The following is a 22,005-nucleotide window of genomic DNA, read 5'->3' as shown; positions in this document are numbered from 1 at the left end:
TTCGAAGTCAGTCTGTGCGCCTGGCGACCTGCACCAGGATGGCATCGGTCGCAGCGGTGATGCCGCGCAGGGAATAGGTCTCTTCGCCGCCGGGGAACAGCACGCGCAACCGGTTTCCACCGCGCAAAGCCGCCAACAGCGAAGTCGGCACAGGGGCCCAGACCGATTGGGATACATTCGACAGGTCCGGCTCGCCCGCGCGCGCCTCCAGGGCAACGGGCGCGGCCCCGTCCACCGATGCCGAAAGCGTGGCACCCGCAGCCATGGTCCCGTCATAAACGCCCTGCGTCCAGCCATCCGGCCCCAACGCCAGCGTCAGCCGTCCTTCGCCAAAGAACCCGTCCGCGCTCAACCGGCGAAACTGCACCGCACGGCAGAGTCCGTCCCCCAGATCACGGCAGACGGCCAGCCAGTCTGCGTGATAGGCGCGCAACTCGCCAAATGGGTGGTGGAACCAGGGATCCGCCGAAACCGGTCCCGCCAGGACACAGGCCAGCAGCAGGGCTATCTTCCTCTGGCCAGAAATACCTCCGCCGGAGGCCACGGGCGCGGGGGGGCTCGATGCCCCCGCGCGCCCGATTTCCGCGCGACGCCCGCGGGCGGCGCAACCCCGACGGGGCCCATCCATCAGAACAACCCTTCCACCTCACCCGCTGCGTTCAGACCGATCTTTTCGGCTGATGGCACACGAGGCAGGCCAGGCATGGTCATGATGTCGCCGCAGACCGCGACAATAAAGCCGGCCCCGGCGGACAGGCGCACTTCGCGCACGGGAACCGAGTGGCCCACAGGCGCGCCGCGCAGGTTCGGGTCGGTCGAAAAGGAGTACTGCGTTTTCGCCATGCAGATCGGCAGGTTGCCATAGCCCTGATCCTCCCAGGCCTTCAGCTGATCGCGGATCTTCTTGTCGGCCAGTACCTCGTCGGCATGATAGATCCGCTTGGCGATTGTCTCCATCTTCTGGAACAGCGGCATATCGTCGGGATAGATCGGGGCAAAGTGGCTGATGCCGCTGTCCGCGATCTTGGCCACGCGTCTGGCCAGATCGGCTGATCCGGCAGAGCCGTCGGCCCAGTGGCGCGAAATGATCGCCTCGGACCCTTGTGATGCGACATAGTCCTGAACGGCGGCCACTTCGGCTTCGGTGTCACCGGTGAAATGGTTGATGGCGACGACCACCGGAACCCCAAAGGATTTGATGTTGCCGATGTGGCGACCAAGGTTGGCGCAACCCGCTTTCACGGCGTCGACGTTTTCGTCACCCAGATCGGCCTTTGCCACGCCGCCGTTCATTTTCATGGCGCGGACCGTCGCGACCAGCACGACGCAATCCGGTGCGATGCCCGCCTTGCGGCATTTGATGTTCATGAACTTCTCGGCACCCAGATCGGCGCCGAAGCCCGCCTCGGTCACCACATAGTCGGCCAGTTTCAACGCCGTGGTCGTGGCGATGACCGAATTGCAGCCGTGTGCGATGTTGGCAAAGGGGCCGCCGTGCACAAAGGCCGGGTTGTTTTCCAACGTCTGCACCAGGTTCGGCTGCATCGCGTCCTTCAGCAGGACCGTCATCGCGCCATCGGCCTTGATGTCACGGCAATAGACCGGGGTGCGGTCGCGGCGATAGGCCACGATCATGTCGCCCAGCCGTTTTTGCAGGTCTGCCAGGTCGTTGGCCAGGCACAGGCAGGCCATCACCTCGGAGGCGACGGTGATGTCGAACCCCGCTTCGCGCGGAAAGCCGTTGGCCACGCCGCCCAGCGATGCGGTGATCTGGCGCAGGGCCCGATCGTTCATGTCGACGACGCGGCGCCAGACGACGCGACGGACGTCGATTTCCAGCTCGTTGCCCCAATAGATATGGTTGTCGATCATGGCCGACAGCAGGCTGTGCGCGCTGGTGATAGCGTGGAAATCGCCGGTAAAGTGGAGGTTCATTTCCTCCATCGGGACAACCTGCGCATAGCCACCGCCCGCGGCCCCGCCCTTCATGCCGAAGTTCGGCCCGAGAGAGGCTTCGCGGATGCAGACCATCGCCTTTTTGCCGATGGCGTTCAGACCGTCGCCCAGACCGACCGTAGTGGTGGTCTTGCCCTCACCGGCGGGGGTGGGGTTGATCGCGGTGACCAGGATCAGCTTGCCGTTGGGGCGATCCTTGACCGAGTTGATGAAGGATTGGCTGACCTTGGCCTTGTCGTGGCCGTAGGGCAGCAGATCATCGGTGCCGATGCCCAGCTTTTCCCCGATCTCCTGGATGGGGCGCTTTTTGGCGGCGCGGGCGATCTCGATGTCGGTCAGGGGCATGATGGGATCCTTTCGCGCCTTGATTGCCACAACGCCTAGGCTCACCGGCAGGGGGAAAGAGCATCGAAATGCGACATCTTGGCCCGTGCGTGCGTCGCGTTGCGGACATCGCGGTGCAGATCGGAAACGCAGGGGCCCGATTGGGGGACGGGGCGTGCCGCCTAGATCGGTCCCGGATCAAAAAAATCCGACCGTTCGAATCACGGGAACTTGTTTCTAAGTTATTCGTTAACTGGGCAATGCAACATTATGTTCAGCGTATCGCCCGATGCGCGAGTTTTTGCCCGGAGGCACTGCCATGACCCTCACCACTGTTCTGATCCAGGCTGGATTTCTGTCCGGTATCGCCCTTGCCATGATCGCGGGTCTCGCGCTCGCCTGATAATGGCTCTCCCTCGGGCGCACGTCTCATCCCCCCTCGTGTTCGTGCGCCCCGTGATGGTGGCAGGCCCTAGGTGCCTGCCACCATTCCAGACGCCCCGCGCCAGGCCCGTTGCTCCGGTACATGCAATCGGATTGCATCGCCCGGGCGGAATATCCCCTCCCGCTCCACCCAGGCCGTCACGCCGCGCAGCCCCTTGGCCGCGGCCTTGAACGCGCGTCCCTGTCCCGGCGCGTCCACGTCGATGACCGGTGCGGGCAGATGGCAGGGGTGGTTCAGCATGTCGACCGTGATCGTGGCTCCCGTCGTCTCTGATTGCAGGCGCGACGACGGCGGCAGGTGGCTGAAATCCGGGATGCCGGCAACGACCAGGTTCGCCCCGGCCCAGCGCGGATCAAAGGTCTCGACGCCGATGGTGGCCGCGATCTGCGCCAGTTCCTCTGCCGCCATCACGCAAAGCTGCCGGGTGTTCCGGATCTCAGTGCCCTTGGGATACTGTGACGTCACGCGTGAGCAGGAGGGTCGGGTCAACCCGCCGTGATCCTCACCCTGTGGTCCGGCAAAGGTCAGCGCCATTTCCGCCACTGGGGCAGAGGCCAGCGCGGCCTGCCGGTCGGCGACGGTGCCGATCCAGTCGATGCGGCCGATGATGTCGGTACGGACGAGGGCGGGCATAGCGGGTCTCCGGTGCTGGGGTGTCCCGTGGATCTAGCGGGCCAGAGCGGGGCCGCCAATCGACGTTGCCTGACATCTGATATTTCACCGCGCCATATTGGGGCAGGTCAGACGTCGGTCGCGATCCGCCCCTTGGTCAGCGCCGCGTCCACGGTGCGATAGGTAGCCGGCATCATATGCCCGGTCTTCCGCGCCTCCGCCCACCAGGCGGCCCCGCCGGGCGTGCCCAGCAAATCAACAAAGTGATTTCCGATGGCATCGTCCAGCCCGATCAACTTGCGTGGCAGGGAATCGTTGTGCTTCAGAAAGTTGCCATAGATGTGCACGCCCTGTTCCAGATACATGCCATACCGCAGACGCTCCGCCTCGGTCAGCGCGCAGTAATCCGCATGGCCCCGTACCAGCAGGTCCGCCAGATCGGGATCCGTTGCCTGCGCCTTGTAGTCGCTCAGTGTTTGCAGGACGTCTCGCCAGTTGGCCAGTTCCGACTGCTTGCGCGTCTGATGCAATTCCCAGCTCAGCACCAGGATCGAAGCGATCACCCCGAACGCCGCCAGAAGATCGGCAATATCGGCCAGAACGCTCAGCATGGCAGACCCCCATACGCAAACCGCCCCGCAGGGGACTGCGGGGCGGTGCGGTTGTGTGGCTGAGGTCTCAGGCGCTCGGCTCCGGGGCGGGGCCCACGTCGGGCGACTTGGCCTTTGGCTTGGTTTTCGGCACCGCCGTCAGGCTGCTGCCGCCGCTGTCGATGCCGTCGTCGTCATCGTCGCGGTTCAGCGGCTCGCCGTTGATCACCTTGGTGATCTCCGGCCCGGTCAGCGTCTCGTATTCCAACAGGCCCTGGGCCAGGTTCTCCAAGGCGTCAGCCTTTTCGGTCAGGATCCGTTTGGCCGTCTCGTAGCCGTCGTTGATGATATCCTTGACCTTCTCGTCGATCAGGCGCTGCGTTTCGGACGAGTGGTTCGTGCCACCGCCATAGGCACCCAGATAGCTCTGCTGCTCATTGGCGTAATCGACGAAGCCCAGCTCTTCGTGGGCATAGCCGTATTGGGTGACCATCGCGCGGGCCATTTGCGTGGCCTGCTTGATGTCCTGCGACGCGCCGGAGGTGATGTTCTCCTTGCCGAAGATCAACTCTTCGGCCACGCGCCCGCCCATGGCCATCGCGATGCGCGAGGTGAACCATTGATAGCTGGCCGAAATCCGATCCCGCTCCGGCAAAGACAGCACCAGGCCCAGCGCACGGCCGCGCGGGATGATCGTCGCCTTGTGGATCGGGTCGTGCTGCGGGACGTTCAGGCCGACGACGGCGTGACCGGCCTCGTGGTAGGCTGTCAGCTTCTTTTCGTCCTCGGTCATGACCATGGACCGACGCTCCGCGCCCATCATGACCTTGTCCTTGGCCTGCTCGAAGTCCTCCATCGTGACCACACGGCGCCCGATCCGCGCCGCCAGCAGGGCGCTTTCGTTCACCAGGTTCGCCAGATCCGCACCAGAGAAACCGGGCGTGCCACGGGCGATGATGCGCAGGTCGACGTCGGCACCCAGCGGCACCTTGCGGGCGTGAACGGTCAGGATCTTTTCACGACCCTTCACGTCGGGGTTCGGCACCTGCACCTGACGGTCGAACCGCCCGGGACGCAGCAACGCGGGGTCCAGAACGTCGGGACGGTTGGTGGCCGCGACGATGATGATGCCCTCGTTGGCATCAAAGCCGTCCATCTCGACCAGCAGCTGGTTCAACGTCTGCTCACGCTCGTCGTTGCCCCCGCCATAACCCACGCCACGCGACCGGCCCACGGCGTCGATTTCGTCGATGAAGATGATGCAGGGCGCGTTTTTCTTGGCCTGTTCGAACATGTCGCGCACCCGGCTGGCGCCGACACCCACGAACATCTCGACAAAGTCGGAACCGGAGATGGTGAAGAACGGCACGCCCGCTTCACCGGCCACAGCCCGTGCAAGCAACGTCTTGCCGGTGCCCGGAGGGCCGACCAGCAGCGCACCTTTGGGGATCTTGCCACCCAGGCGGCTGAACTTCTGCGGGTTGCGCAGGAATTCAACGATCTCTTCCAGGTCGTCCTTGGCTTCGTCGATGCCCGCCACGTCGTCGAACGTCACGCGACCGTGCTTTTCAGTCAGCAGCTTGGCCTTCGATTTGCCAAAGCCCATGGCCCCGCCTTTGCCGCCGCCCTGCATCCGGTTCATGAAGAAGATCCAGATCCCGATCAGCACCAGGAACGGCAACCACAGGCCCAGCGCCGACATGAAGCCGGATTGTTCCTGGCTTTCGGCGCTGATGGCGACATCGTTGTCGAGCAGCGTTTCCGTCACGTCGACGTCGGCGGGTTTGATGGTGATCTGCTCCGATCCGCCGACCCCGCGGAAGATGATCCGCTCTCCGTCCAGCGTCACCGCGCTGACGGAGCCGTTCTCGACCTGGTTGACGAACTCGGAATAGGGGACCTCTCGTGCCGACATCGCGCTCTGGCCGCCCGAGAAGAGCTGGAACAGGGCCATGACGAGGACAAAAAGGACCACCCAGAATGCGATGGAACGCGCGTTACCCAAGGGGATTTCCTCCGTATGGCGCAGGCCGGTTCGCCCGCGCGACTGTTGACCTGCAAGATAGGGATTGCTGGCCTGTGTTCAACGCAATTCCCCGATCCGCGCCTGAATGCAGCAGCTTTGTCGCGCATTGCGGCGATTTCAGGCCGTAAATCCGGGGGCGCGAGGCACCGGTGACGACGGCTGTTACTGCGTTTTCGCCGGGTTTCTGGCCAGGGAAGGGGGCGGGCCGCTTACCCTTCGGGCCAAACCGGTTCGCAGTCGGCGCGCCAACCTTCGGACAGGCCTGGAACGGCCAGCAACGCGGCCCCCCGCCAGATCGCCGGTCGGGCCATGACGCTGGACCGGGGCAAGCCGATCGCCCGCCAGTCCACGTCGGTCACGGCGCCCCCCAAGGCGCGAATCGACAGACCCGACAGGTCCCCGCCCCGTGCCGTCACACGCCACCGCCCATCCCAGACCGTCCCCGGCACCGCGTCCCTTGCCCGCAAGGCCGCCGCCGGTTCCCGCGCGATCCGCAGCCCCGTGGCCCGATGCCGCAGCAGGCAACCGGCCAGGGTCGCATCCTCGCCTGCCGCGACACGCCGCATCAGCTCGACCTGTTCGGCCCGACGCGGGGGATACGTCCCGCCATTTATCCAGCTCAGCGCGCGCAACAACACGCGCCGCGCCTGTTCGGCATCGCCAAGCAGCGCCGCCAGGTCATGCGGCTTGATCAGCAGATCCCCCCGATCTTCGCTGACATAGGCCGTTGCAAGGCGCAGGGTCTGCGCCTCGACCGACGTGCGCACCTCTGACAAGGCGCGTGCCGATGCAGCGAGTTGATCGACGGGCAGTCCCAGATCCCGGATCAGCTGCCGCACCCGCACGCGTTCAAAGCGCGGGTTCTCGTTGCTGGGGTCGTCGATCGGCGTCACGCCCTGCGCCAGCACGAAATCCCGCAGGCAATTTCGCCGCAAAGTGTGAAAAGGGCGTAAAAAAGTAACCCCAAAACGTGAAAAACGCGGGGCCATGGCCGACAGCCCGTTCAAACCGGCCCCGTCGTTGAGCCGCATCAACAGCGTCTCGGCCACGTCGTCCGCCGTATGCCCCAACAGAACCGAGCGTACCCCACGCCACCGCGCCCAATCTGCCAAGGCCGCATAACGCGCGTCCCGCGCCCGCGCTTGCAGGTCAGCGCCATCAGACAGGGACAGCGGCAGCGTGTCGTGGGGGATGCCGCGCGCCGCGCAAAGGGTCCCGACCGTTGCAGCCTCGGCCGCAGAGGCAGGTCGAAGCCCGTGGTCGACGGTGGCGGCCCGGACGCGCAAGTTATGCAATTTACATGATAAAAGAACGGAGAGGCTGTCCGCCCCGCCGGAGACGGCGACGCCAAAAGGGGCGTCGTCCGCAGTCAGATGAAGCTCAGGAGCAGCCAAACTCCGCCAGCGCCGAATTGGCCTGTCCCGTGGCCGTGGCCTGAGGGAAGCGGATGCCCACCTCCGACAAGGTCAGGCAGGCCTCGTCCCTTTGCCCCAACGCGCCCAACGCCCGGCCCAAGCCGAGCAAGGCGTCCGGCGCCACCGCACCCTCCGGCGCGCCCGAGAACGCCTCCAGATAGGCGCGTGCAGCGCCCGCATGGTCCGCCTCTCGCGACAAGGCCTGGCCGCGCAGGAACTGTGCCTCGGTTGTCAGGGGGCCGGTCGGATAGGTCGCCACGAACCGCTCAAGTGCTTGGGCGGCCTGCGTATTCTGTCCCTGGTCCAGCAGGGCCCTGGCGGCGCCGAACTCCGCCTGCTCTCCGACGGCAAGCTGCGGCGCGTCGGTTGGTGCGGGTGCCGGGGCCGAGGTGCCGCCCGTGGCCTGGGCTGCGCCACCCAGTGGGCCGGGGGTCGGCAAGGCACCCAGATCGCAGTCCGTCGTCAACTCGCAAAGCTGGAATCGCAGGTCCTCGATCCGGTTGCCGCCGTCACGTGCAATGCTCTCGACCCGGAATGACAACTGCTCCGCCTTGGAGGTCAACGCCTGAAGCTGCGCTTCCAGGCTGATGACGCGATCGGGGAACGACGTACCCTCTATCCCCAGCGCGGGCGCACCGGTGGTCGACAGTTCCTGCGTCAGCTGCTGCATTTCGACGTTAAGCACTGATAACTGCTGACGAATATCCGCCAGTGTCTGCGTGTTGTCCTGCGCGGCCACAGGGGTGGCCAGCGCGATTGTCAGGGCAAGCGCAAGCCGCATCAGACACCCGCCCCTGCCGCCAGGACGGTCACCGCGCGGCGGTTCTGGCTATAGCAGGCTTCGGTCGAGCAGATCTGCAACGGGCGTTCCTTGCCGTAGCTGATGGTGCGCATGCGGCTGGCGGGAACGCCCTGCGACACAAGGAAATCGCGTGCGGAATTGGCGCGGCGACCGCCCAGGGCCAGGTTGTATTCTCGCGTTCCCTGTTCGTCTGCATGGCCTTCGATCAGGGCCGTATAGGCGGGGTTTGCGATCATCCATTCCGCCTGCGCGGTCAGGGTTGCGCGGCCTTCGGGTGACAGGGTCGACTGGTCCACCGCGAACAACACGCGGTCGCCCACGACCTGCTGGAAGTAGGCGGCAGACGTCGGGTCGTTGACGCTGCCTGGCACGACACCGCCCGCGCCCGCGCCGAACCCGCCCGCACCCGCGTTCAGATCGACCGCATCGTCGCGGTCGAAAGGCTGACCGCCGCAGCCGGCCAGGGCAAGCGCGGAGATCAGAAGAATGGCCTTTGTTTTCATGCTCTTGTCCTCAATTGAGAAGGGGCCCCCAACTAGGGTCGGAGGCGGCGGCCGGCGTTGCGGCACGTTGCAGGTTGCGTCCAGTGATGTCCACGGAATAGAGCGCGGGCGCCCCGTTGGCACCCGCCGTTTCGCGGGTGAACATGACGACGCGGCCATTGGGGGCCCAGGTTGGGCCTTCGTCCAGGAAGGCACCGGTCAGCAGGCGTTCCTCGGACCCGTCGGTCCGCATGACGCCGATGTGGAACCGGCCCGCGTTCTGTTTGGTGAATGCGATCAGATCACCGCGCGGCGACCAGACCGGCGTGCCGTAACGGCCCGCCCCAAATGAAATCCGGTCGCCTTCGCCGCCGTTGGCCGACATCACATAGATCTGCGGCGCGCCAGACCGGTCGCTTTCGAACACGATGCGGCTGCCGTCGGGCGAAAAGCTGGGCGCCGTCTCGATCGATGGGGCCGTGGTCAGGCGGGTCGTCGCGCCAGATCCAAGGTTCAGCAGGTAAAGATCCGTGTTTCCCGCGACTTCTGCGGAAAACACTGCCTGCGTGCCATCGGGCGAAAAGCGCGGCGCAAAGCTCATGTTGGTGTTCAGATCACCCAGCGTCCGCCGGGCCAGCGTCGCCACGTCCAGCACGGTCACACGGGGAAAGCCGCTCTCATAGCTGGTGTAGACGATCTGCCGCCCGTCGGGCGAAAACCGGGGGGCCAGCACGATGGCGTTGGACGAGGTCAGATACTGCACGTTGGCCCCGTCGTAATCCATCACGGCCAGCCGTTTCTGCCGGGCATCCTTGGGTCCGGTTTCAGACACAAAGACGACGCGGCTGTCGAAATAGGGTCCCTCGCCGGTGATCCGGGAATAGGCGGCATCGGCCACCTTGTGGGCCATGCGCCGCCAGCCGTCGGCGGTGCCCACGAACTGCAGGCCTTCGCCCAAGGGGGCCTCGGAAAAGACGTCGAACAGGCGGAACTGGACCACGATGCGGCCATCGCCCTCGACCAGGACCGAGCCGGTGATCAGGGCCTGCGCGTTGATCGCCTTCCAGTCGGACCACTGGACGGAACTGTCAAAGCTGGAGATCCGCGCGATATGCGCATCCTTCGGGATTTCGCGGAACAGGCCGGTATTCGACAGATCGGCGGCGATGACGCGGGTGATGTCCTGCGCCAGATCGCCTGCCGCGGCATTGCGGGCAACGAAGGTGGGCACGGCAAAGGGCAGCGGTTCGATCACGCCGTCGGTGATGGTAATGCGCAGCGGGCCGTCCTGCGCTCGCGCCGGGATGGACAGCACCGCGGCAGCGGACAGCAGAACGAACAGGACAGTCAAAAGGCGTTTCACGCGCACCTCACGGGGGTTGGCGACAATCGTGCATATATTGCGGGATTGTCCGTGTTTCTCAATAACAGCACCGTGAAGGCGCGCTCGGGGGCGGGGGCTTGCTGCAATCGGGGCACGGTCAACGGCCCCGCATCTGTTCTGGGTCGAAGGTCATCTCGATTTCGCGCCACTGCTCGAACTTTTCTTCGGGCAGATCAAATCCGCCCTGACCACAGCGGATGATCGCCCGGCGCCCGGCTTCGTAGGCCTGGTTGGCCGAGGCCTGGGACCCGCCGGTGAAACCGACCAGGCGAATCGAGTTGGTCAGGGGGGTGCCGTCGCGGTTCATCTCCATCGCGATGGTGACCCTGGTGCGCAGCGCCTCGCTCGACAGAGAGCCGAGGTTCCAGCATTGGCTGACAGCCACCCGCAGGCCATCCCGCTCGCCCTGGGTCAGGGGCGGGCCTGCTGGGGCCGAGGGTGCAGGTTCGGCGGCTGCACCCAGGGCGGCGGCCAGCGCGGCAGATGTGTCGATTTCACGCGGCGCGGCCGGCTCGGGCGGCGCACTGCTGGCGGTTTCCGTCGCAGGGCTTGGTGCGTCGGCAGGTGTGTCGGCCTCTGCCACGGCGGGCGTCGGGCGGTTAGGGCGGCGCGCAGGGCGGACCGACCGTTCAGGGGCCGCCGCAGGTGTGTCGGCCTCGGTCACGATCACCGGCGCGGCCTCTTCGGGGGCGGCGGGGGTTTCGGCGGGTTGCACCGGGTCCTCCGCTTCGGCGGGGGTCGGCGGGGCTTGCACGACAGGTGCGCTATCGGTGGCGGGGGGGGGCGTCGGCGCGGGCGTGGGGGCCACGCGCGGTGCGGGGCGCGGGGCCGGACGATCTGACACGGTCGCCGTCGGGTCCTCGGCGGGCGCGGCCAGGGGATCCGGCGCGTCGGGCGACACATCGGCGCGGGGCGGCGGGGCCAATTGACTGGCGTCGGGATTGGCGTCGGGCGGTGTCGGGACCGGGGCCTCGGGCTGTGGCGCAGGCACCGGGCGTGCGTCGGGCGCGGGTGTCGGCGGCGTGGGCGCAACCTCTGGCGCGGTGGGCGCGGCCGGGGCCTCTGGCGCGGGCGCGGCTTCTGGCTCCCGCGAGGTCAGCGCATCGAACTCCGCCGCTGAAATCACCGAAACGGCAGCCACGTCGAGTGTGTCTTCCTCTGGTGTGGCTGGGAACCAGCCCGCGATCAGGGCCCAGACCAGCAGGCCACCGTGGGCCCCGGCCGACAGGGTGACCGCAGTGCGGCGTTCCATCTATTCGCCCTCGGGCGCGTCCAGGGTTGGCCCGCCCGCGTCGGTGACCAGACCAATGTTGCGAAATCCGCCCGCGTTCAGCGCGCCCATCACCACCATCACATCTGCATAGGGGACGGTGCCATCGGCCCGCAGAAAGACGCGGTCACCCTGCCGTTCGCCCGCGATGGCGGCCAGACGGGTCACCAGTTCCTCGCGCGCGACCTCGGTCGAGCCGATGAAGACCTGACCCTCGGCGCCGACTGTGACGGCCAGCGGCTCCTCCTGCTCCTGCGGGAGGGGGGCCGCGGCGGTTTCGGGCAGTTCGATCGGCACGCCTGCCGTCAGCAGCGGGGCGGCGACCATGAAGATGATCAGCAACACCAGCATGACGTCGACGAAAGGGGTGACGTTGATTTCGGACATCGGCTGCGCGCCACCCCCGCGCCGCCTGCGACGGGTGCTGCCGCCGCTGGATTTCATCGCCCCGGCGCCCATGTCAGGCGGCGTCCAGTTGACGAGACATGATGGTGGCGAACTCGTCGGCGAAGGCCTCGTAATTGCCGGTAATACGGTCGGCGTCGCGGTTCAGCTTGTTGTAGAAGATCACCGCGGGGATGGCCGCGACCAGGCCGATGCCCGTGGCCAGCAGCGCCTCGGCGATGCCGGGGGCGACCACGGCCAGGTTGGTGTTCTGGCTGATGGCGATCTGCTCAAAGGCGTGCTTGATGCCCCAGACCGTGCCGAACAGCCCGACAAAGGGCGCGGTCGACCCGGTCGTGGCCAGAAAGGTCAGACCCGAGGTCAGGCGATCCCGTTCCTTTGCGATGGCCACATCCATGGTGCGATCGATGCGCGCCTGGGTGCCAGCGATCAGGCCGCCGTCATCCCGGTGGGATCGGTTCCATTCGGTCATCGCGGCGGCAAAGATCCGCTCTGACGCTGAACGCGGCTTTTCCCCGATCTGGTCGTAAAGTTCGTCCAGCGGTTCCCCGGACCAGAAGGCGCGGTCAAAGGCGGCGGCACGCGACCGTGCGAGGCGGAATTGCAGAACCTTCTGGATATAAATGGCCCAGACCCAGACAGATGCGGCGAACAACGCGATCATCACAAGCTTCACGACGATCGTCGCGCGCAAAAACAAGGCCCAGATCGAAAAGTCGATCTCGCTGGCCGCGGCCAACACTTCGGTTTCCATGTGGACTGCCCGTCCTTCGTTGTTCGGGTCGTTATCGACCGCGTAATTGGGAAGGACATTAACAGATTGAAAGAGCCTTGGCGAGATGCCGCCAGCGGTCGGCGAATTGTCGCAGGCGCGGGCACGCGCGCAGGCGTGCGTGCGCGCACGATCCCTATCCTCTTCTTCGGCTTCAGAAGGGATGGCGGGCTTCGGCGTCAGGGGGGCGGAGGGGCCGTGGGGCGGTTCCAGGGCGCGACTGGCGACCAGCCGCAGGCCTGGCGCAGCGCGGGCAGGGCCTGGGCCAGGCCCGCCACGGGAAAGCGCAACTCGCTGCTCTGCCCTTCGATGTCGGCAAAGCGCAGGTGCAGGCTGTCGTGGTCCAGCAGATCCTCGATCAAGGTGCGGGCGGATTGATAGTCGAAGTGGCCGAACCCCGTGCCATCCGCCGTCGGCGTCATGCGCGCGCGGGTGACGGGATCGTCGCCAATGCGCAGATCCGCCGCCCAGCCGTCGTCGCCGATGCGCGGTGTGCTGCAATCGTGGATCACATAGGCGGCGGTGCGGTCGTCCAGACAGCGCAGGATCAGCGAGGCGCGGCCGCGTGGGCCGCAGGTGGTGGGCCCGTCACTTGCAACGGACAGGAACACATTCCTGGCGTCGCCAAAGGCGGAGGCCGAGTCCTCTACCTGCCAGGACGCCCGCGCAGAGGTCAAAACGACATCCCGCAGCGGCCCCAGCGGCGCGGTGCGACATCGCAGCCCGTCCAGATCGCCGGCGGGTTGCGGACAGTTCGCAAGGCGGTGCAGGCGGTCCCAGCAGGCCAGCCGCGCCCCACCCCCCCCGATGCGCGCGCAGTCCGGACCGATCTGGGCGGCCTGCACAAGACAACGGTCGCGGGTCCAGCGGCTTGCCCCCGCGCAGGGATCGGCCATAGCCGCAGCCGGGGCGGCGAAGAACAGCGTAAAGAACAGGATCAGCGCGGCGAGCATGGACCTTCCCGACATGAGTCGGACGAAGTCTGACGCATCAAGCCCTAAGGTCCGGTTAAGAGCCTGCGAATTGCCTGTGAACAGCGGCGGGCAAACGCTTTGGCCGCCCGGTCAGATCCAGGCAGGCCACGGTCACGACAGCCTGGAACAAAAGCGCCGCATCGCGCCGCACCTCTTGCCTCAGAACGAATCGCGCGGGGGTCAGACGGGTGATCCCGGTTTCGACCACCAGGGCATCGTCATAGCGGGCCGGCGACAGATAGTCGGCCTCAATCCGGGTGACCGCAAAAACCAGGCCCTCGGCCCGCATCGCGGCCTGATCGATCCCTGCGTCGCGCACCATTTCGGACCGCGCGCGTTCCAGGAACTTCAGGTAATTGGCGTGATAAACGATCCCCGCCAGGTCGGTGTCCTCGTAGTAGACGCGGATCGGCCAGCGGTGCGGGGTCATTGCACGCGCCCGACCCGCGCGCCAAGGCGCAGGGCGTGGCTGGCGTCCTGCGCCATGGCGGGCATCACGGGATCATAGGCCGCACGCATCAGGTCGGCCACGTCCGGGCGCAGCACCGCGCGTCCGTCCAGCATCGCCAACGGCGACGCGTCGGCGAATGCGCGGTCCGACCAGAGCAGTGCCGCCTGCACCATCTGGTGCAGGGCCAGCGTGTCGGCGGGCACCTCGGACATCTCCGCATCCATGCGGATGAAGCTGAAGCAGGCCTTGATCGCCGCGCCTTCGTCGAATCGAAAGATGCGGTATTGGTTGGCCTCTGCCGCCTGCAGGCGCGCGACCAGCGGGCCCAGGTCGGGGATCAACCGGTCCAGGTTCGGGGTTTCGCTCAATTCCGCCCAGTCGCGGATGAAAAACACCATGAGGTTCGCGCCCAACTCCGGGTCGGTTTCGGCCATGCGGTGGTTGGTCAGCACGCAGATCGCCTCGATCGCGGCCTTCAGGATGGCGACGGTCTCCGGCTCGACGCCGAAGACGACGGGGGCGATGGGGCGGCCCCAGCGGGCAAACAGGTAGCTGCCGTCGGATCGGGTGAACAGCGCCTCGATGGCAGCGGCGGAAAGCGGGGTCAGGGCGTCATCGGTCATGGCGCAGGGGTGCCACGGCGCGCGCCGGGCGTCCAGCCGTGGTCCCCGGGGCACTGGACGCCCGCGCCCGCCCGGTCTAGGCCCCGGCCAACCCGCGCGAGGAGCCCCCGCCATGACCGACGACACCATCACCCCCGCCAGCTGGACCGCCCTGACCACCCTGACCGGCAAAGAACCCGCCGAAGCCCTGGGCGAAAAGCTGGAAGACGCGCTGGAGCCGGACGGCGTCGGTGTCTTCGAGATGGAGGACGGATCCGGCCTGTGGGAAGTCGGTGCCTATTTCGCCGAGGCCCCGGACGAGACGGCCCTGGCCGTTCTGGCGGCGGCCTATGGGGCGAAGCCGTTTGTCGTCTCCGAAATCCCGCCGACCGACTGGGTGGCCCATGTGCGCCGCGAATTGCAGCCGGTCGCGGCCGGGCGCTTCTTTGTCTACGGCAGCCACGATGCCGACAAGGTGCCCGCGGGACGCGTGGCCCTGCTGATCGAGGCGGCGATGGCCTTCGGGACCGGGCATCACGGCACGACACAGGGGTGTCTGCTGGCGCTGGAAACCCTGATCGCAGAGGGGGCGACCCCCGCGCGGGTGGCCGATATCGGCGCGGGCACCGCCGTGCTGGCCATGGCGGCAGCGCGGGTGTTTCCCGACGCGCATGTCATCGCCTCTGACATCGATGAGGTCGCGGTGGAGGTGGCGCTGGCCAACCTGCGCGTGAACGGTATGGAGGGCGCGGTGGATTGCGTCGAGGCGGCGGGCTTTGGTCACGCGGCCCTGACCGACGCCCCCTTCGATCTGATCTTTGCCAACATCCTCAAGGGACCGCTGATCGACATGGCCCCCGACATGGCGGCCAATGCCGCGCCGGGGTGCCATGTGATTCTGTCCGGGATCCTCAACCCCCAGGCCGACGAGGTCGTCGCGGCCTATGAGGCGGCGGGGCTGTCGCTGGTCCGGCGGGCGGAGCTGGGCGACTGGACCACGCTGACGCTGCGGCGCTGAGGGTCAGCCGAACCGCGTTTCGATATCGGCACGGTTGAGGCCGATATCCTCCAACGAGCGGTCGTCGAGCGCGCGCAGTTCGCGGCGGGCCGCACGGCGTTGGGCGCGGGTGGAAAGCTGCGCGAAGGCGGTCTGGATGTGATGGGCCATGGGGGCCTCCTGTGGGGTGTTCGTTTCTGTTGACCAACACTTGGGCGTGATTTGGGGCGGGACAATTGCCGCCCTTGCAAAGCCCGCCTGCAATGCCTGCATGGCCGGATGATCGCGGCAAGTATCTGACAAGAAACAAAACGCCCGCCATCCCAGGTGGGGTGACGGGCGCAAGGCGTGCCTGCAGCAGGGTTTAGCCCAGGCGCAGGGCCACGTCGGCGCGGCTGAAGCCGATGTCGGACAGCGCCCGCTCATCGAGGTTATACAGCGCCTTGCGCGTGGCGTGCAGCCGGATGCGCTGCGACAGGACGGAGAGGGCGGTGTGAATGCGGTCGGCCATGATATTCTCCTGAGGTCGAATGTTTCCGTTGACCCAGAGATGCGCCCGCGCGCCCGAAGTTACAAATGCCGGGCTGGCAAAGCCCACCTGCATTTTCTGCATAGCCGCATTATTCATGCTGCCGCGCAGCATCGGCGCGGATGGCGCATGAAAAACGCCCGCTTCCGGGGGGAAGCGGGCGTTGAACAACGGGGAGCGTCAGGTTGCGGCAACGCGGCCCGAGGTCGCTTAGCGGCGGATATCGCCGAACTGAGCGATGGTCTCGCGGGTCAGGCCGACGTCGTCCAGTTCGCGGTCCGACAGCTGCTGCAGCGAACGCACGGTGGCGCGATGCTCGTACCAGGCCAGAACGGAGCCAAAGAGGTTGGAGAAGGAGGAGCCGAAAACCGGCTGAACGGGGCGGGAGAGGTCGAAGGTGGCCATCGGGGCGATCCTGAGTTTGGTGGCAATCTGCCATGTCGGTTGAAAAGAGAGGGCGCTATTGGTGCCTTGAGGCCCAGATAGGGACAGTTTTCAAACTGCACAAATATCAAGCTGACATGGCCGATATGCGCGCAACGCATGGGCGGCGCACGAATACACCCGGACTATTTGCCGATGCGCACAGACATGTTAGGCAGGCAGGAACAAGAACCGAACATCGAGGCGGCACATGCGGGTATTGGGCATCGACCCAGGGCTGAGGAACTGCGGCTGGGGCATCATCGACGTCGACGGCCCACGGCTGCGCCACATCGCCAACGGCACCGTCCGGCCCGAGGGGCGCGACATGGGCACCCGGCTGTTGAACCTGCACAAGGGCCTGTCGGCCGTGGTGATCCGACACGCCCCCGATGCGGCGGCGGTGGAGCAGACCTTCGTCAACCGCGATGGCACCGGCACGCTGAAACTGGGCCAGGCGCGGGGCGTCGCGGTCCTGGTCCCGGCGCAGGCCGGTATCCTGGTCGGCGAATACGGCCAATCCACCATCAAAAAGGCGGTCGTGGGCACCGGATCTGCGGCCAAGCAACAGGTCGCCCACATGGTTCAGATGCAGCTGCCGGGCTGTAAACCCGACAGCCCCGATGCCGCCGACGCGCTGGCCATCGCGCTTTGCCATGCCTTCCACTTGCAGACGGCGGGCAAGTTGGCCGCCGCGATCGAGGCGGGCGCATGATCGGCCGGCTGACCGGACGGCTGGACTGGAAGGGAACGGATCAGGTCCTGCTGGACGTGGGCGGTGTGGGGTATGTCGTGCACGTGTCCGACCGCACCATCGCGGTCCTGCCGCCGATCAAGACACCCGTGGCACTTTGGACCGACTTGCTGGTGCGGGAAGATCTGTTGCAACTTTTCGGGTTCCTGACCGTGCAGGAACGCGAATGGCACCGGCTTTTGACCTCGGTGCAGGGGATCGGGGCCAAAGGGTCGCTGGCGATTCTGGGCGCGCTGGGTGCCGAAGGCGTGGCGCGGGCCATCGCGCTGGGCGATGCCACCGCGATCAAGGCGGCCAAGGGCGTGGGCCCCAAGACGGCGCAGCGCGTCATCATGGAGTTGAAGGGCAAGGCCCCCGCCATGATGCTGATGGAGGGGGAGGATCCGCTGATCGACCCCGCAGCACCCGTGCCGGAGGCGGCGGCCCCGACCACACCGCCCGCGGCCCCCAAAGGCTCGGCCGCCGCGCAGGCGGAGGCGCTTTCGGCCCTGACCAACCTTGGCTACGGCCCGTCCGACGCCGTGCGTGCGGTGGCAGAGGCGGCGGAGGCAGGGGCCGTCGAGACGCCGGAGATGATCCGCGCGGCCCTGCGCCTGTTGGCCCCGAAGGACGGTTGATGTCGGCGCGCAGGACAGTCAGGCGCGATGCCCGGGCCGGGGCCGGGGGCGCGGCTGATCCCTTGGTGCGGCGACCGGGCGCGCGCCGGTGCCTGGCCTCACATTCAAACCGGGACAGACAGGACAAATGATGGATCGCGACCCGATGCTGGACCCCTCCGCGCCAGAGATCTCCGACGACCGCGCGTTGCGGCCACAGACCCTGTCGGAGTTCATCGGCCAGGCCGAGGCCCGCGCCAACCTGCGCGTGTTCATCGAAAGCGCGAAGATGCGTGGCGAGGCGATGGACCACGTGCTGTTCCACGGCCCTCCGGGGTTGGGCAAGACCACCTTGGCGCAGATCATGGCGCGCGAATTGGGCGTGGGGTTCCGCATGACCTCTGGCCCGGTTCTGGCCAAGGCCGGCGACCTTGCCGCCATCCTCACCAACCTGGAGGCGCGCGACGTTCTGTTCATTGACGAAATCCACCGCCTGAACCCTGCGGTCGAAGAGGTGCTGTACCCCGCGCTGGAGGACTTCGCCCTGGACCTCGTGATCGGCGAGGGGCCAGCGGCGCGCACCGTGAGGATCGACCTGCAGCCTTTCACACTGGTTGGCGCGACGACGCGGCTGGGCCTGTTGACCACACCGCTACGCGACCGTTTTGGTATTCCGACCCGGTTGCAGTTCTACACCGAGGATGAGCTGCACCAGATCGTCACACGCGGCGCGCGCCTGTTGGGAGCGCCCGCCACCGACACCGGCGCGCGCGAGATCGCCCGCCGCGCCCGCGGCACACCACGCATTGCCGGACGTCTGCTGCGGCGGGTGGTGGACTTCGCCGTGGTCGAGGGCGACGGGACGGTTTCACACGAGATCGCCGACTCCTCGTTGACGCGACTGGGCGTCGATCACCTCGGGCTGGATGGGGCAGACCGCCGATACCTGTCGCTGATCGCCGAGAATTACGGGGGCGGGCCGGTGGGCATCGAAACCATCGCCGCCGCCCTGTCCGAAAGCCGCGATGCGCTGGAAGAGGTGATCGAACCCTTCCTGTTGCAACAGGGGTTGATCGCGCGAACACCACGCGGGCGGATGTTGGCGCACAAGGGATGGCGTCATCTGGGGCTGGATGCGCCGCGTGGGCAGGACGATCTGTTCGGCAGCTGACCGATTGCGTGTCATTCGGCCCCTGCGTCAGGATTTTTCTTCCCGTCGGCGTAGGCCGACTCCCCCCGAGCGTCCGACTCACCCCGTCATCGCGACCTGTCCCCTCAGATTTGTTGCGGTTTCGCAGGGTTCGATAACGCCCGCGTGAGGCCTCGTCGCGCGGGCGTGAGGGGGGTGCGGGGCGGAGATGTGTCTGTGCATATGTGCACGTTTATCGCGTGATACTCACGGGTTCGTTTGTTGAATGTCAGGTCCGCAAGGCGCAAATAGGGTTCATCAGCAGGGCAACACACACCGCGCCCCGCACCAAACCCAAACGGGCCCGCCGCAACCACAGGGTCCACCGCAAAAGGACTAACGTTATGAAAACCCTCATCATCTCCGCCCTCGTCGCTTCCGCCGCTCTGACCGGTGCCGCCTCTGCCCAAGTCGGATCGGGCGCTGCCGCCGCCATCGCGCACTTCAACCAGGACGTGAACGTCGCCAACGACGCGGTCTCGCTGATCAACCTGGATGGCGACCGGGTCGTCGTCTCCAGCCGCTCGGGCGGTCTGGGCGCGATCTTTGCCCTGTTCAACTCGGACGCCGACGTGGCCAACGACTTCACCGGTCAGAACGGCGCAACGCTGGTCGCCACGACCCCGGCCTACAACGCCGACATCTTCGCCGAGATCGAGCGTCAGCGCGAGCTGGACGACTGATCAACTAGCCACCCCCTCGCGGTCCGGGTGCCTCCCCGCCCGGACCGTGCCTGTCCCCCATCCCGAAGTGCCTTGCACGCACGCGCCCCCCGTCAGAGCATTCGCTCGGCGGGGGTCGCTTTCGTGTTGGCAGTTGATCGAAGGCGGGCCACTCGCTAGCTCCGACGCATGAGCTTCAACCTAGCCGCCCATGTTCTAGGTCCCGGCCGCGCGCGCCCGGATCACCCGGCGCTGATCGTGCCGGGGACGCTGCGCCTGACGCACGCAGCTCTGCTGCGTGCGGTAGAGGCGCGGGCGGGCGGATTTCGTGCGCGCGCGCTGCCACAGGGCGCGCGGATCCTGCTGCGCCTGGGCAATACGCCCGATTTCCCCATCACCTATCTTGCTGCCTGTGCGGCCGGGCTGGTGCCGGTGCCGACCTCCGCTCAACTGACGGCGTCCGAGATCACCGAAATGGCCGCGCGTGTGACCCCCGCCCTGACCGTTGCCGAGCAGGGGATCGCGGTTCCCGAGGATCTGCGCCAAGTCTCGCCCGCCGACCTCGATGCCGCCCCTTTGTCGTTCGAGGCCTGGCACCGGGGGGATGAGAACCGTCTGGGCTATATTGTCTTTACCTCAGGGTCCGGTGGCGTGCCCAAGGCTGTGGCCCATGCCCATCGCGCCGTGCGGGCGCGGGCGATGATGCATGACGGCTGGTACGGTCTGACACGCGACGACCGGGTTCTGCACGCGGGGGCGTTCAACTGGACCTATACGCTGGGCACCGGGTTGCTCGATCCCTGGAGCGTCGGGGCCACGGCCATCATCCCGGCAGAGGACACCCGCGCAGAGGCGCTGCCGGACCTGATCGCGCGCGAAGAGGCCACGATCTTTGCCGCCGCGCCCGGCGTGTTCCGGCGGATGCTGCGCACCGAATGGCCCGCCACGCCGCGCTTGCGGCACGGGCTATCTGCGGGGGAACGGCTGCCGCCCGCGCTGCGCCGCGACTGGCAGGTGGCGACGGGCACCGACGTGCACGAGGCGCTGGGCATGTCGGAATGTTCCACCTTTATCTCGGGCGCGCCCGACCGGCCTGCGCCCGAAGGCAGCACAGGGTATCCCCAACCGGGCCGCCGCATCCGTATCGACGGCGACCGGTTGCTGGTGGCCACCGACGATCCGGGGCTGATGCTGGGTTATTGGCAGGATGGCGCGCCGGTGACCCCTGCGGGCGACTGGTTCGACACCGGGGACCGGGTGCATGCCTTGCCCGACGGCGCCATCATCCACGAAGGGCGGCGCGACGATCTGCTGAACCCGGGTGGCTACCGCGTGTCCCCGCAGGAGGTAGAGGCCGCCTTGGCCGATCTGCCGGTTGCGGATGTTGCGGTGGGCACGGTGCAGGTGGCGGGTGGGGCCATCGTGTTGGCGGCCTACTATGTCGGCCCCCCGCTGGATGAGGCGGCGGCGAACGCCCATGCTGCCGCCCGGCTTGCTCGGTACAAACAACCGCGGCTTTGGCTGCGGCGCGATGCATTGCCGCGCAACGCCAACGGCAAGTTGATCCGCCGCGCCCTGGCCTGAGCGTCCGCGCACAGGCGGGGTCGCTGCAATCGGGGTTTCGCCCGCAGGGGCAGGGGCATAGGGTCCGCCGCGCAGCCCGCCCGAAAGGAGACCGCCATGGTCAAGCTCGACATCCTGTCCGATCCGATTTGCCCCTGGTGCCACATCGGCCGCGCCAACCTGTTCCGGGCGCTGGAAAAACATGCCGAGCATCCCTTTACGCTGGAATGGCACCCGTTTCAGTTGAACCCCGACATGCCCGAAGACGGCATGGATCGCCGCGCCTACCTGGAGGCGAAGTTCGGAGGCAAGGACGGGGCCGTCCGCGCCTATGCCCCCGTGGTCGAGGCCGCCGACGCAGCAGGCCTGAAGATCGACTTCGAAGGGATCAAACGCACGCCCAACACGCTGAACGCGCACCGGTTGATCCATTGGGCCGGGCTGGAACAGCGCCAGACCCCGGTCGCGACCGCTCTGTTTCAGGCCTATTTCGAAAAGGGTCAGGACATCGGCGACATCGACACCCTGGTCCGGATCGGGGCAGACCAGGGCATGGACCCGGAGATGCTGACACGGCTTTTCGCATCCGATGCAGATGCCGCCGACATCCGCGCCCGCGATGCACACGCCCGCGAACGCGGCGTGACCGGGGTGCCGACGTTCGTGCTGGCCAATCAACACGTGCTGCGCGGTGCCCAGCCGCCGGAGCTTTGGGCCCAGGTGATCGATGACATCGCCGAGCAGCTGAAAGCGGCGGAGGCATGAGCCCCCGCCCGCGCCTG

At 66.9% G+C, this 22,005-nt stretch carries 25 protein-coding genes; 7 read left to right on the top strand and 18 right to left on the bottom strand.

From position 1 onward, the window contains the following. Positions 1 to 7 precede the first annotated feature (7 nt). From K3551_RS17220 to K3551_RS17150, 15 genes are all read right to left on the bottom strand, one after another. On the bottom strand, positions 8 to 628 hold the full coding sequence (locus K3551_RS17220; RefSeq protein WP_259916110.1) for a hypothetical protein: 621 nt from the start codon (positions 626 to 628) through the stop codon (positions 8 to 10). Then, the gene (locus K3551_RS17215) at positions 628 to 2,301 is read right to left on the bottom strand and encodes a formate--tetrahydrofolate ligase (RefSeq protein WP_409197389.1); all 1,674 of its coding nucleotides are present in this window, start codon (positions 2,299 to 2,301) and stop codon (positions 628 to 630) included. The genes K3551_RS17220 and K3551_RS17215 overlap by 1 nt, the downstream gene beginning before the upstream one ends. 451 nt (positions 2,302 to 2,752) lie before the next feature. Then, entirely contained in the window at positions 2,753 to 3,358 is a 606-nt protein-coding gene (locus K3551_RS17210) for an MOSC domain-containing protein (RefSeq protein WP_259916108.1), read from the bottom strand. Between the two features lie 107 nt (positions 3,359 to 3,465). Next, positions 3,466 to 3,948 (bottom strand): hypothetical protein, encoded by a 483-nt coding sequence (locus K3551_RS17205; protein WP_259916106.1) that lies wholly within the window; start codon positions 3,946 to 3,948, stop codon positions 3,466 to 3,468. 67 nt (positions 3,949 to 4,015) lie between these two features. Continuing rightward, entirely contained in the window at positions 4,016 to 5,932 is a 1,917-nt protein-coding gene (ftsH, locus tag K3551_RS17200) for an ATP-dependent zinc metalloprotease FtsH (RefSeq protein ID WP_259916105.1), read from the bottom strand. A gap of 230 nt (positions 5,933 to 6,162) precedes the next feature. After that, positions 6,163 to 7,248 (bottom strand): tRNA lysidine(34) synthetase TilS, encoded by a 1,086-nt coding sequence (gene tilS, locus K3551_RS17195; RefSeq protein ID WP_259916102.1) that lies wholly within the window; start codon positions 7,246 to 7,248, stop codon positions 6,163 to 6,165. A gap of 85 nt (positions 7,249 to 7,333) precedes the next feature. Next, positions 7,334 to 8,149: a tol-pal system protein YbgF gene (gene ybgF / locus K3551_RS17190; RefSeq protein WP_259916100.1), complete on the bottom strand. Its 816-nt coding sequence runs from the start codon at positions 8,147 to 8,149 to the stop codon at positions 7,334 to 7,336. After that, positions 8,149 to 8,673 carry a peptidoglycan-associated lipoprotein Pal gene (gene pal, locus K3551_RS17185; RefSeq protein ID WP_259916098.1) on the bottom strand — a complete coding sequence of 175 codons (525 nt, stop codon included), beginning with the start codon at positions 8,671 to 8,673 and terminating at the stop codon, positions 8,149 to 8,151. The genes ybgF and pal overlap by 1 nt, the downstream gene beginning before the upstream one ends. 10 nt (positions 8,674 to 8,683) lie before the next feature. After that, complete coding sequence (gene tolB / locus K3551_RS17180; protein WP_259916095.1) at positions 8,684 to 10,015, bottom strand: Tol-Pal system beta propeller repeat protein TolB; 1,332 nt, start codon at positions 10,013 to 10,015, stop codon at positions 8,684 to 8,686. A 118-nt stretch (positions 10,016 to 10,133) separates the two neighbouring features. Then, a complete protein-coding gene (locus K3551_RS17175; RefSeq protein ID WP_259916093.1) occupies positions 10,134 to 11,288 on the bottom strand; it encodes an energy transducer TonB in 1,155 nt (384 codons plus the stop codon). Continuing rightward, on the bottom strand, positions 11,289 to 11,765 hold the full coding sequence (gene tolR / locus K3551_RS17170; RefSeq protein ID WP_259916090.1) for a protein TolR: 477 nt from the start codon (positions 11,763 to 11,765) through the stop codon (positions 11,289 to 11,291). It abuts the gene before it with no gap. Between the two features lies 1 nt (position 11,766). Beyond that, positions 11,767 to 12,465, bottom strand: coding sequence for a protein TolQ (gene tolQ, locus K3551_RS17165; RefSeq protein WP_259916087.1), 699 nt, complete (start codon positions 12,463 to 12,465; stop codon positions 11,767 to 11,769). Between the two features lie 197 nt (positions 12,466 to 12,662). Next, positions 12,663 to 13,436: a type VI secretion protein gene (locus K3551_RS17160; RefSeq protein WP_259916085.1), complete on the bottom strand. Its 774-nt coding sequence runs from the start codon at positions 13,434 to 13,436 to the stop codon at positions 12,663 to 12,665. Positions 13,437 to 13,491: 55 nt separating this feature from the next. Then, positions 13,492 to 13,887: a tol-pal system-associated acyl-CoA thioesterase gene (gene ybgC, locus K3551_RS17155; RefSeq protein ID WP_259916080.1), complete on the bottom strand. Its 396-nt coding sequence runs from the start codon at positions 13,885 to 13,887 to the stop codon at positions 13,492 to 13,494. Further along, the gene (locus K3551_RS17150) at positions 13,884 to 14,531 is read right to left on the bottom strand and encodes a hypothetical protein (protein WP_259916078.1); all 648 of its coding nucleotides are present in this window, start codon (positions 14,529 to 14,531) and stop codon (positions 13,884 to 13,886) included. Before K3551_RS17150 ends, ybgC begins: the two co-directional genes overlap by 4 nt. A gap of 112 nt (positions 14,532 to 14,643) precedes the next feature. Between K3551_RS17150 and K3551_RS17145 the strand changes: the two genes are divergently transcribed. Beyond that, the gene (locus tag K3551_RS17145; RefSeq protein WP_259916076.1) at positions 14,644 to 15,528 is read left to right on the top strand and encodes a 50S ribosomal protein L11 methyltransferase; all 885 of its coding nucleotides are present in this window, start codon (positions 14,644 to 14,646) and stop codon (positions 15,526 to 15,528) included. A gap of 3 nt (positions 15,529 to 15,531) precedes the next feature. Here K3551_RS17145 and K3551_RS17140 read toward each other — a convergent pair whose 3' ends face one another. The 3 genes from K3551_RS17140 to K3551_RS17130 form a co-directional block, all read right to left on the bottom strand. After that, on the bottom strand, positions 15,532 to 15,678 hold the full coding sequence (locus K3551_RS17140) for a DUF1127 domain-containing protein (protein WP_259916074.1): 147 nt from the start codon (positions 15,676 to 15,678) through the stop codon (positions 15,532 to 15,534). A 193-nt stretch (positions 15,679 to 15,871) separates the two neighbouring features. After that, positions 15,872 to 16,018, bottom strand: coding sequence for a DUF1127 domain-containing protein (locus K3551_RS17135; protein ID WP_259916071.1), 147 nt, complete (start codon positions 16,016 to 16,018; stop codon positions 15,872 to 15,874). A gap of 228 nt (positions 16,019 to 16,246) precedes the next feature. After that, positions 16,247 to 16,441 (bottom strand): DUF1127 domain-containing protein, encoded by a 195-nt coding sequence (locus K3551_RS17130; protein WP_259916068.1) that lies wholly within the window; start codon positions 16,439 to 16,441, stop codon positions 16,247 to 16,249. 229 nt (positions 16,442 to 16,670) lie between these two features. Here K3551_RS17130 and ruvC point away from each other — a divergent pair, with 229 nt between their 5' ends. From ruvC to K3551_RS17100, 6 genes are all read left to right on the top strand, one after another. Beyond that, complete coding sequence (ruvC, locus tag K3551_RS17125) at positions 16,671 to 17,174, top strand: crossover junction endodeoxyribonuclease RuvC (RefSeq protein ID WP_259916065.1); 504 nt, start codon at positions 16,671 to 16,673, stop codon at positions 17,172 to 17,174. After that, positions 17,171 to 17,830: a Holliday junction branch migration protein RuvA gene (gene ruvA / locus K3551_RS17120; RefSeq protein ID WP_259916062.1), complete on the top strand. Its 660-nt coding sequence runs from the start codon at positions 17,171 to 17,173 to the stop codon at positions 17,828 to 17,830. The genes ruvC and ruvA overlap by 4 nt, the downstream gene beginning before the upstream one ends. 127 nt (positions 17,831 to 17,957) lie before the next feature. Further along, entirely contained in the window at positions 17,958 to 18,980 is a 1,023-nt protein-coding gene (gene ruvB / locus K3551_RS17115; RefSeq protein ID WP_259916059.1) for a Holliday junction branch migration DNA helicase RuvB, read from the top strand. Between the two features lie 362 nt (positions 18,981 to 19,342). Next, positions 19,343 to 19,681 (top strand): hypothetical protein, encoded by a 339-nt coding sequence (locus K3551_RS17110; RefSeq protein ID WP_259916055.1) that lies wholly within the window; start codon positions 19,343 to 19,345, stop codon positions 19,679 to 19,681. A gap of 168 nt (positions 19,682 to 19,849) precedes the next feature. Next, positions 19,850 to 21,244 (top strand): class I adenylate-forming enzyme family protein, encoded by a 1,395-nt coding sequence (locus tag K3551_RS17105; protein WP_259916052.1) that lies wholly within the window; start codon positions 19,850 to 19,852, stop codon positions 21,242 to 21,244. Positions 21,245 to 21,340: 96 nt separating this feature from the next. Then, positions 21,341 to 21,988, top strand: a complete 648-nt coding sequence (locus tag K3551_RS17100; RefSeq protein WP_259916049.1) for a DsbA family oxidoreductase — start codon at positions 21,341 to 21,343, stop codon at positions 21,986 to 21,988. Positions 21,989 to 22,005 lie beyond the last annotated feature (17 nt).

The organism is Jannaschia sp. M317 (genome assembly GCF_025141175.1).
Classification (GTDB): Bacteria; Pseudomonadota; Alphaproteobacteria; order Rhodobacterales; family Rhodobacteraceae; genus Jannaschia.
The sequence above is the reverse complement of the archived record's forward strand: the minus strand, read 5'-3'. Positions and strand labels throughout refer to the sequence as shown.

Excerpts from the sequence above, each read along its gene's own strand:
- K3551_RS17220 (WP_259916110.1), bottom strand. The coding sequence starts at position 628 with ATGGATGGGCCCCGTCGGGGTTGCGCCGCCCGCGGGCGTCGCGCGGAA.
- K3551_RS17215 (WP_409197389.1), bottom strand. The coding sequence starts at position 2,301 with ATGCCCCTGACCGACATCGAGATCGCCCGCGCCGCCAAAAAGCGCCCC.
- K3551_RS17210 (WP_259916108.1), bottom strand. The coding sequence starts at position 3,358 with ATGCCCGCCCTCGTCCGTACCGACATCATCGGCCGCATCGACTGGATC.
- K3551_RS17205 (WP_259916106.1), bottom strand. The coding sequence starts at position 3,948 with ATGCTGAGCGTTCTGGCCGATATTGCCGATCTTCTGGCGGCGTTCGGG.
- ybgF (WP_259916100.1), bottom strand. The coding sequence starts at position 8,149 with ATGCGGCTTGCGCTTGCCCTGACAATCGCGCTGGCCACCCCTGTGGCC.
- pal (WP_259916098.1), bottom strand. The coding sequence starts at position 8,673 with ATGAAAACAAAGGCCATTCTTCTGATCTCCGCGCTTGCCCTGGCCGGC.
- K3551_RS17175 (WP_259916093.1), bottom strand. The coding sequence starts at position 11,288 with ATGGAACGCCGCACTGCGGTCACCCTGTCGGCCGGGGCCCACGGTGGC.
- tolR (WP_259916090.1), bottom strand. The coding sequence starts at position 11,765 with ATGGGCGCCGGGGCGATGAAATCCAGCGGCGGCAGCACCCGTCGCAGG.
- tolQ (WP_259916087.1), bottom strand. The coding sequence starts at position 12,465 with ATGGAAACCGAAGTGTTGGCCGCGGCCAGCGAGATCGACTTTTCGATC.
- K3551_RS17160 (WP_259916085.1), bottom strand. The coding sequence starts at position 13,436 with ATGCTCGCCGCGCTGATCCTGTTCTTTACGCTGTTCTTCGCCGCCCCG.
- ybgC (WP_259916080.1), bottom strand. The coding sequence starts at position 13,887 with ATGACCCCGCACCGCTGGCCGATCCGCGTCTACTACGAGGACACCGAC.
- K3551_RS17150 (WP_259916078.1), bottom strand. The coding sequence starts at position 14,531 with ATGACCGATGACGCCCTGACCCCGCTTTCCGCCGCTGCCATCGAGGCG.
- K3551_RS17145 (WP_259916076.1), top strand. The coding sequence starts at position 14,644 with ATGACCGACGACACCATCACCCCCGCCAGCTGGACCGCCCTGACCACC.
- K3551_RS17140 (WP_259916074.1), bottom strand. The coding sequence starts at position 15,678 with ATGGCCCATCACATCCAGACCGCCTTCGCGCAGCTTTCCACCCGCGCC.
- K3551_RS17135 (WP_259916071.1), bottom strand. The coding sequence starts at position 16,018 with ATGGCCGACCGCATTCACACCGCCCTCTCCGTCCTGTCGCAGCGCATC.
- K3551_RS17130 (WP_259916068.1), bottom strand. The coding sequence starts at position 16,441 with ATGGCCACCTTCGACCTCTCCCGCCCCGTTCAGCCGGTTTTCGGCTCC.
- ruvC (WP_259916065.1), top strand. The coding sequence starts at position 16,671 with ATGCGGGTATTGGGCATCGACCCAGGGCTGAGGAACTGCGGCTGGGGC.
- ruvA (WP_259916062.1), top strand. The coding sequence starts at position 17,171 with ATGATCGGCCGGCTGACCGGACGGCTGGACTGGAAGGGAACGGATCAG.
- ruvB (WP_259916059.1), top strand. The coding sequence starts at position 17,958 with ATGATGGATCGCGACCCGATGCTGGACCCCTCCGCGCCAGAGATCTCC.
- K3551_RS17110 (WP_259916055.1), top strand. The coding sequence starts at position 19,343 with ATGAAAACCCTCATCATCTCCGCCCTCGTCGCTTCCGCCGCTCTGACC.
- K3551_RS17105 (WP_259916052.1), top strand. The coding sequence starts at position 19,850 with ATGAGCTTCAACCTAGCCGCCCATGTTCTAGGTCCCGGCCGCGCGCGC.
- K3551_RS17100 (WP_259916049.1), top strand. The coding sequence starts at position 21,341 with ATGGTCAAGCTCGACATCCTGTCCGATCCGATTTGCCCCTGGTGCCAC.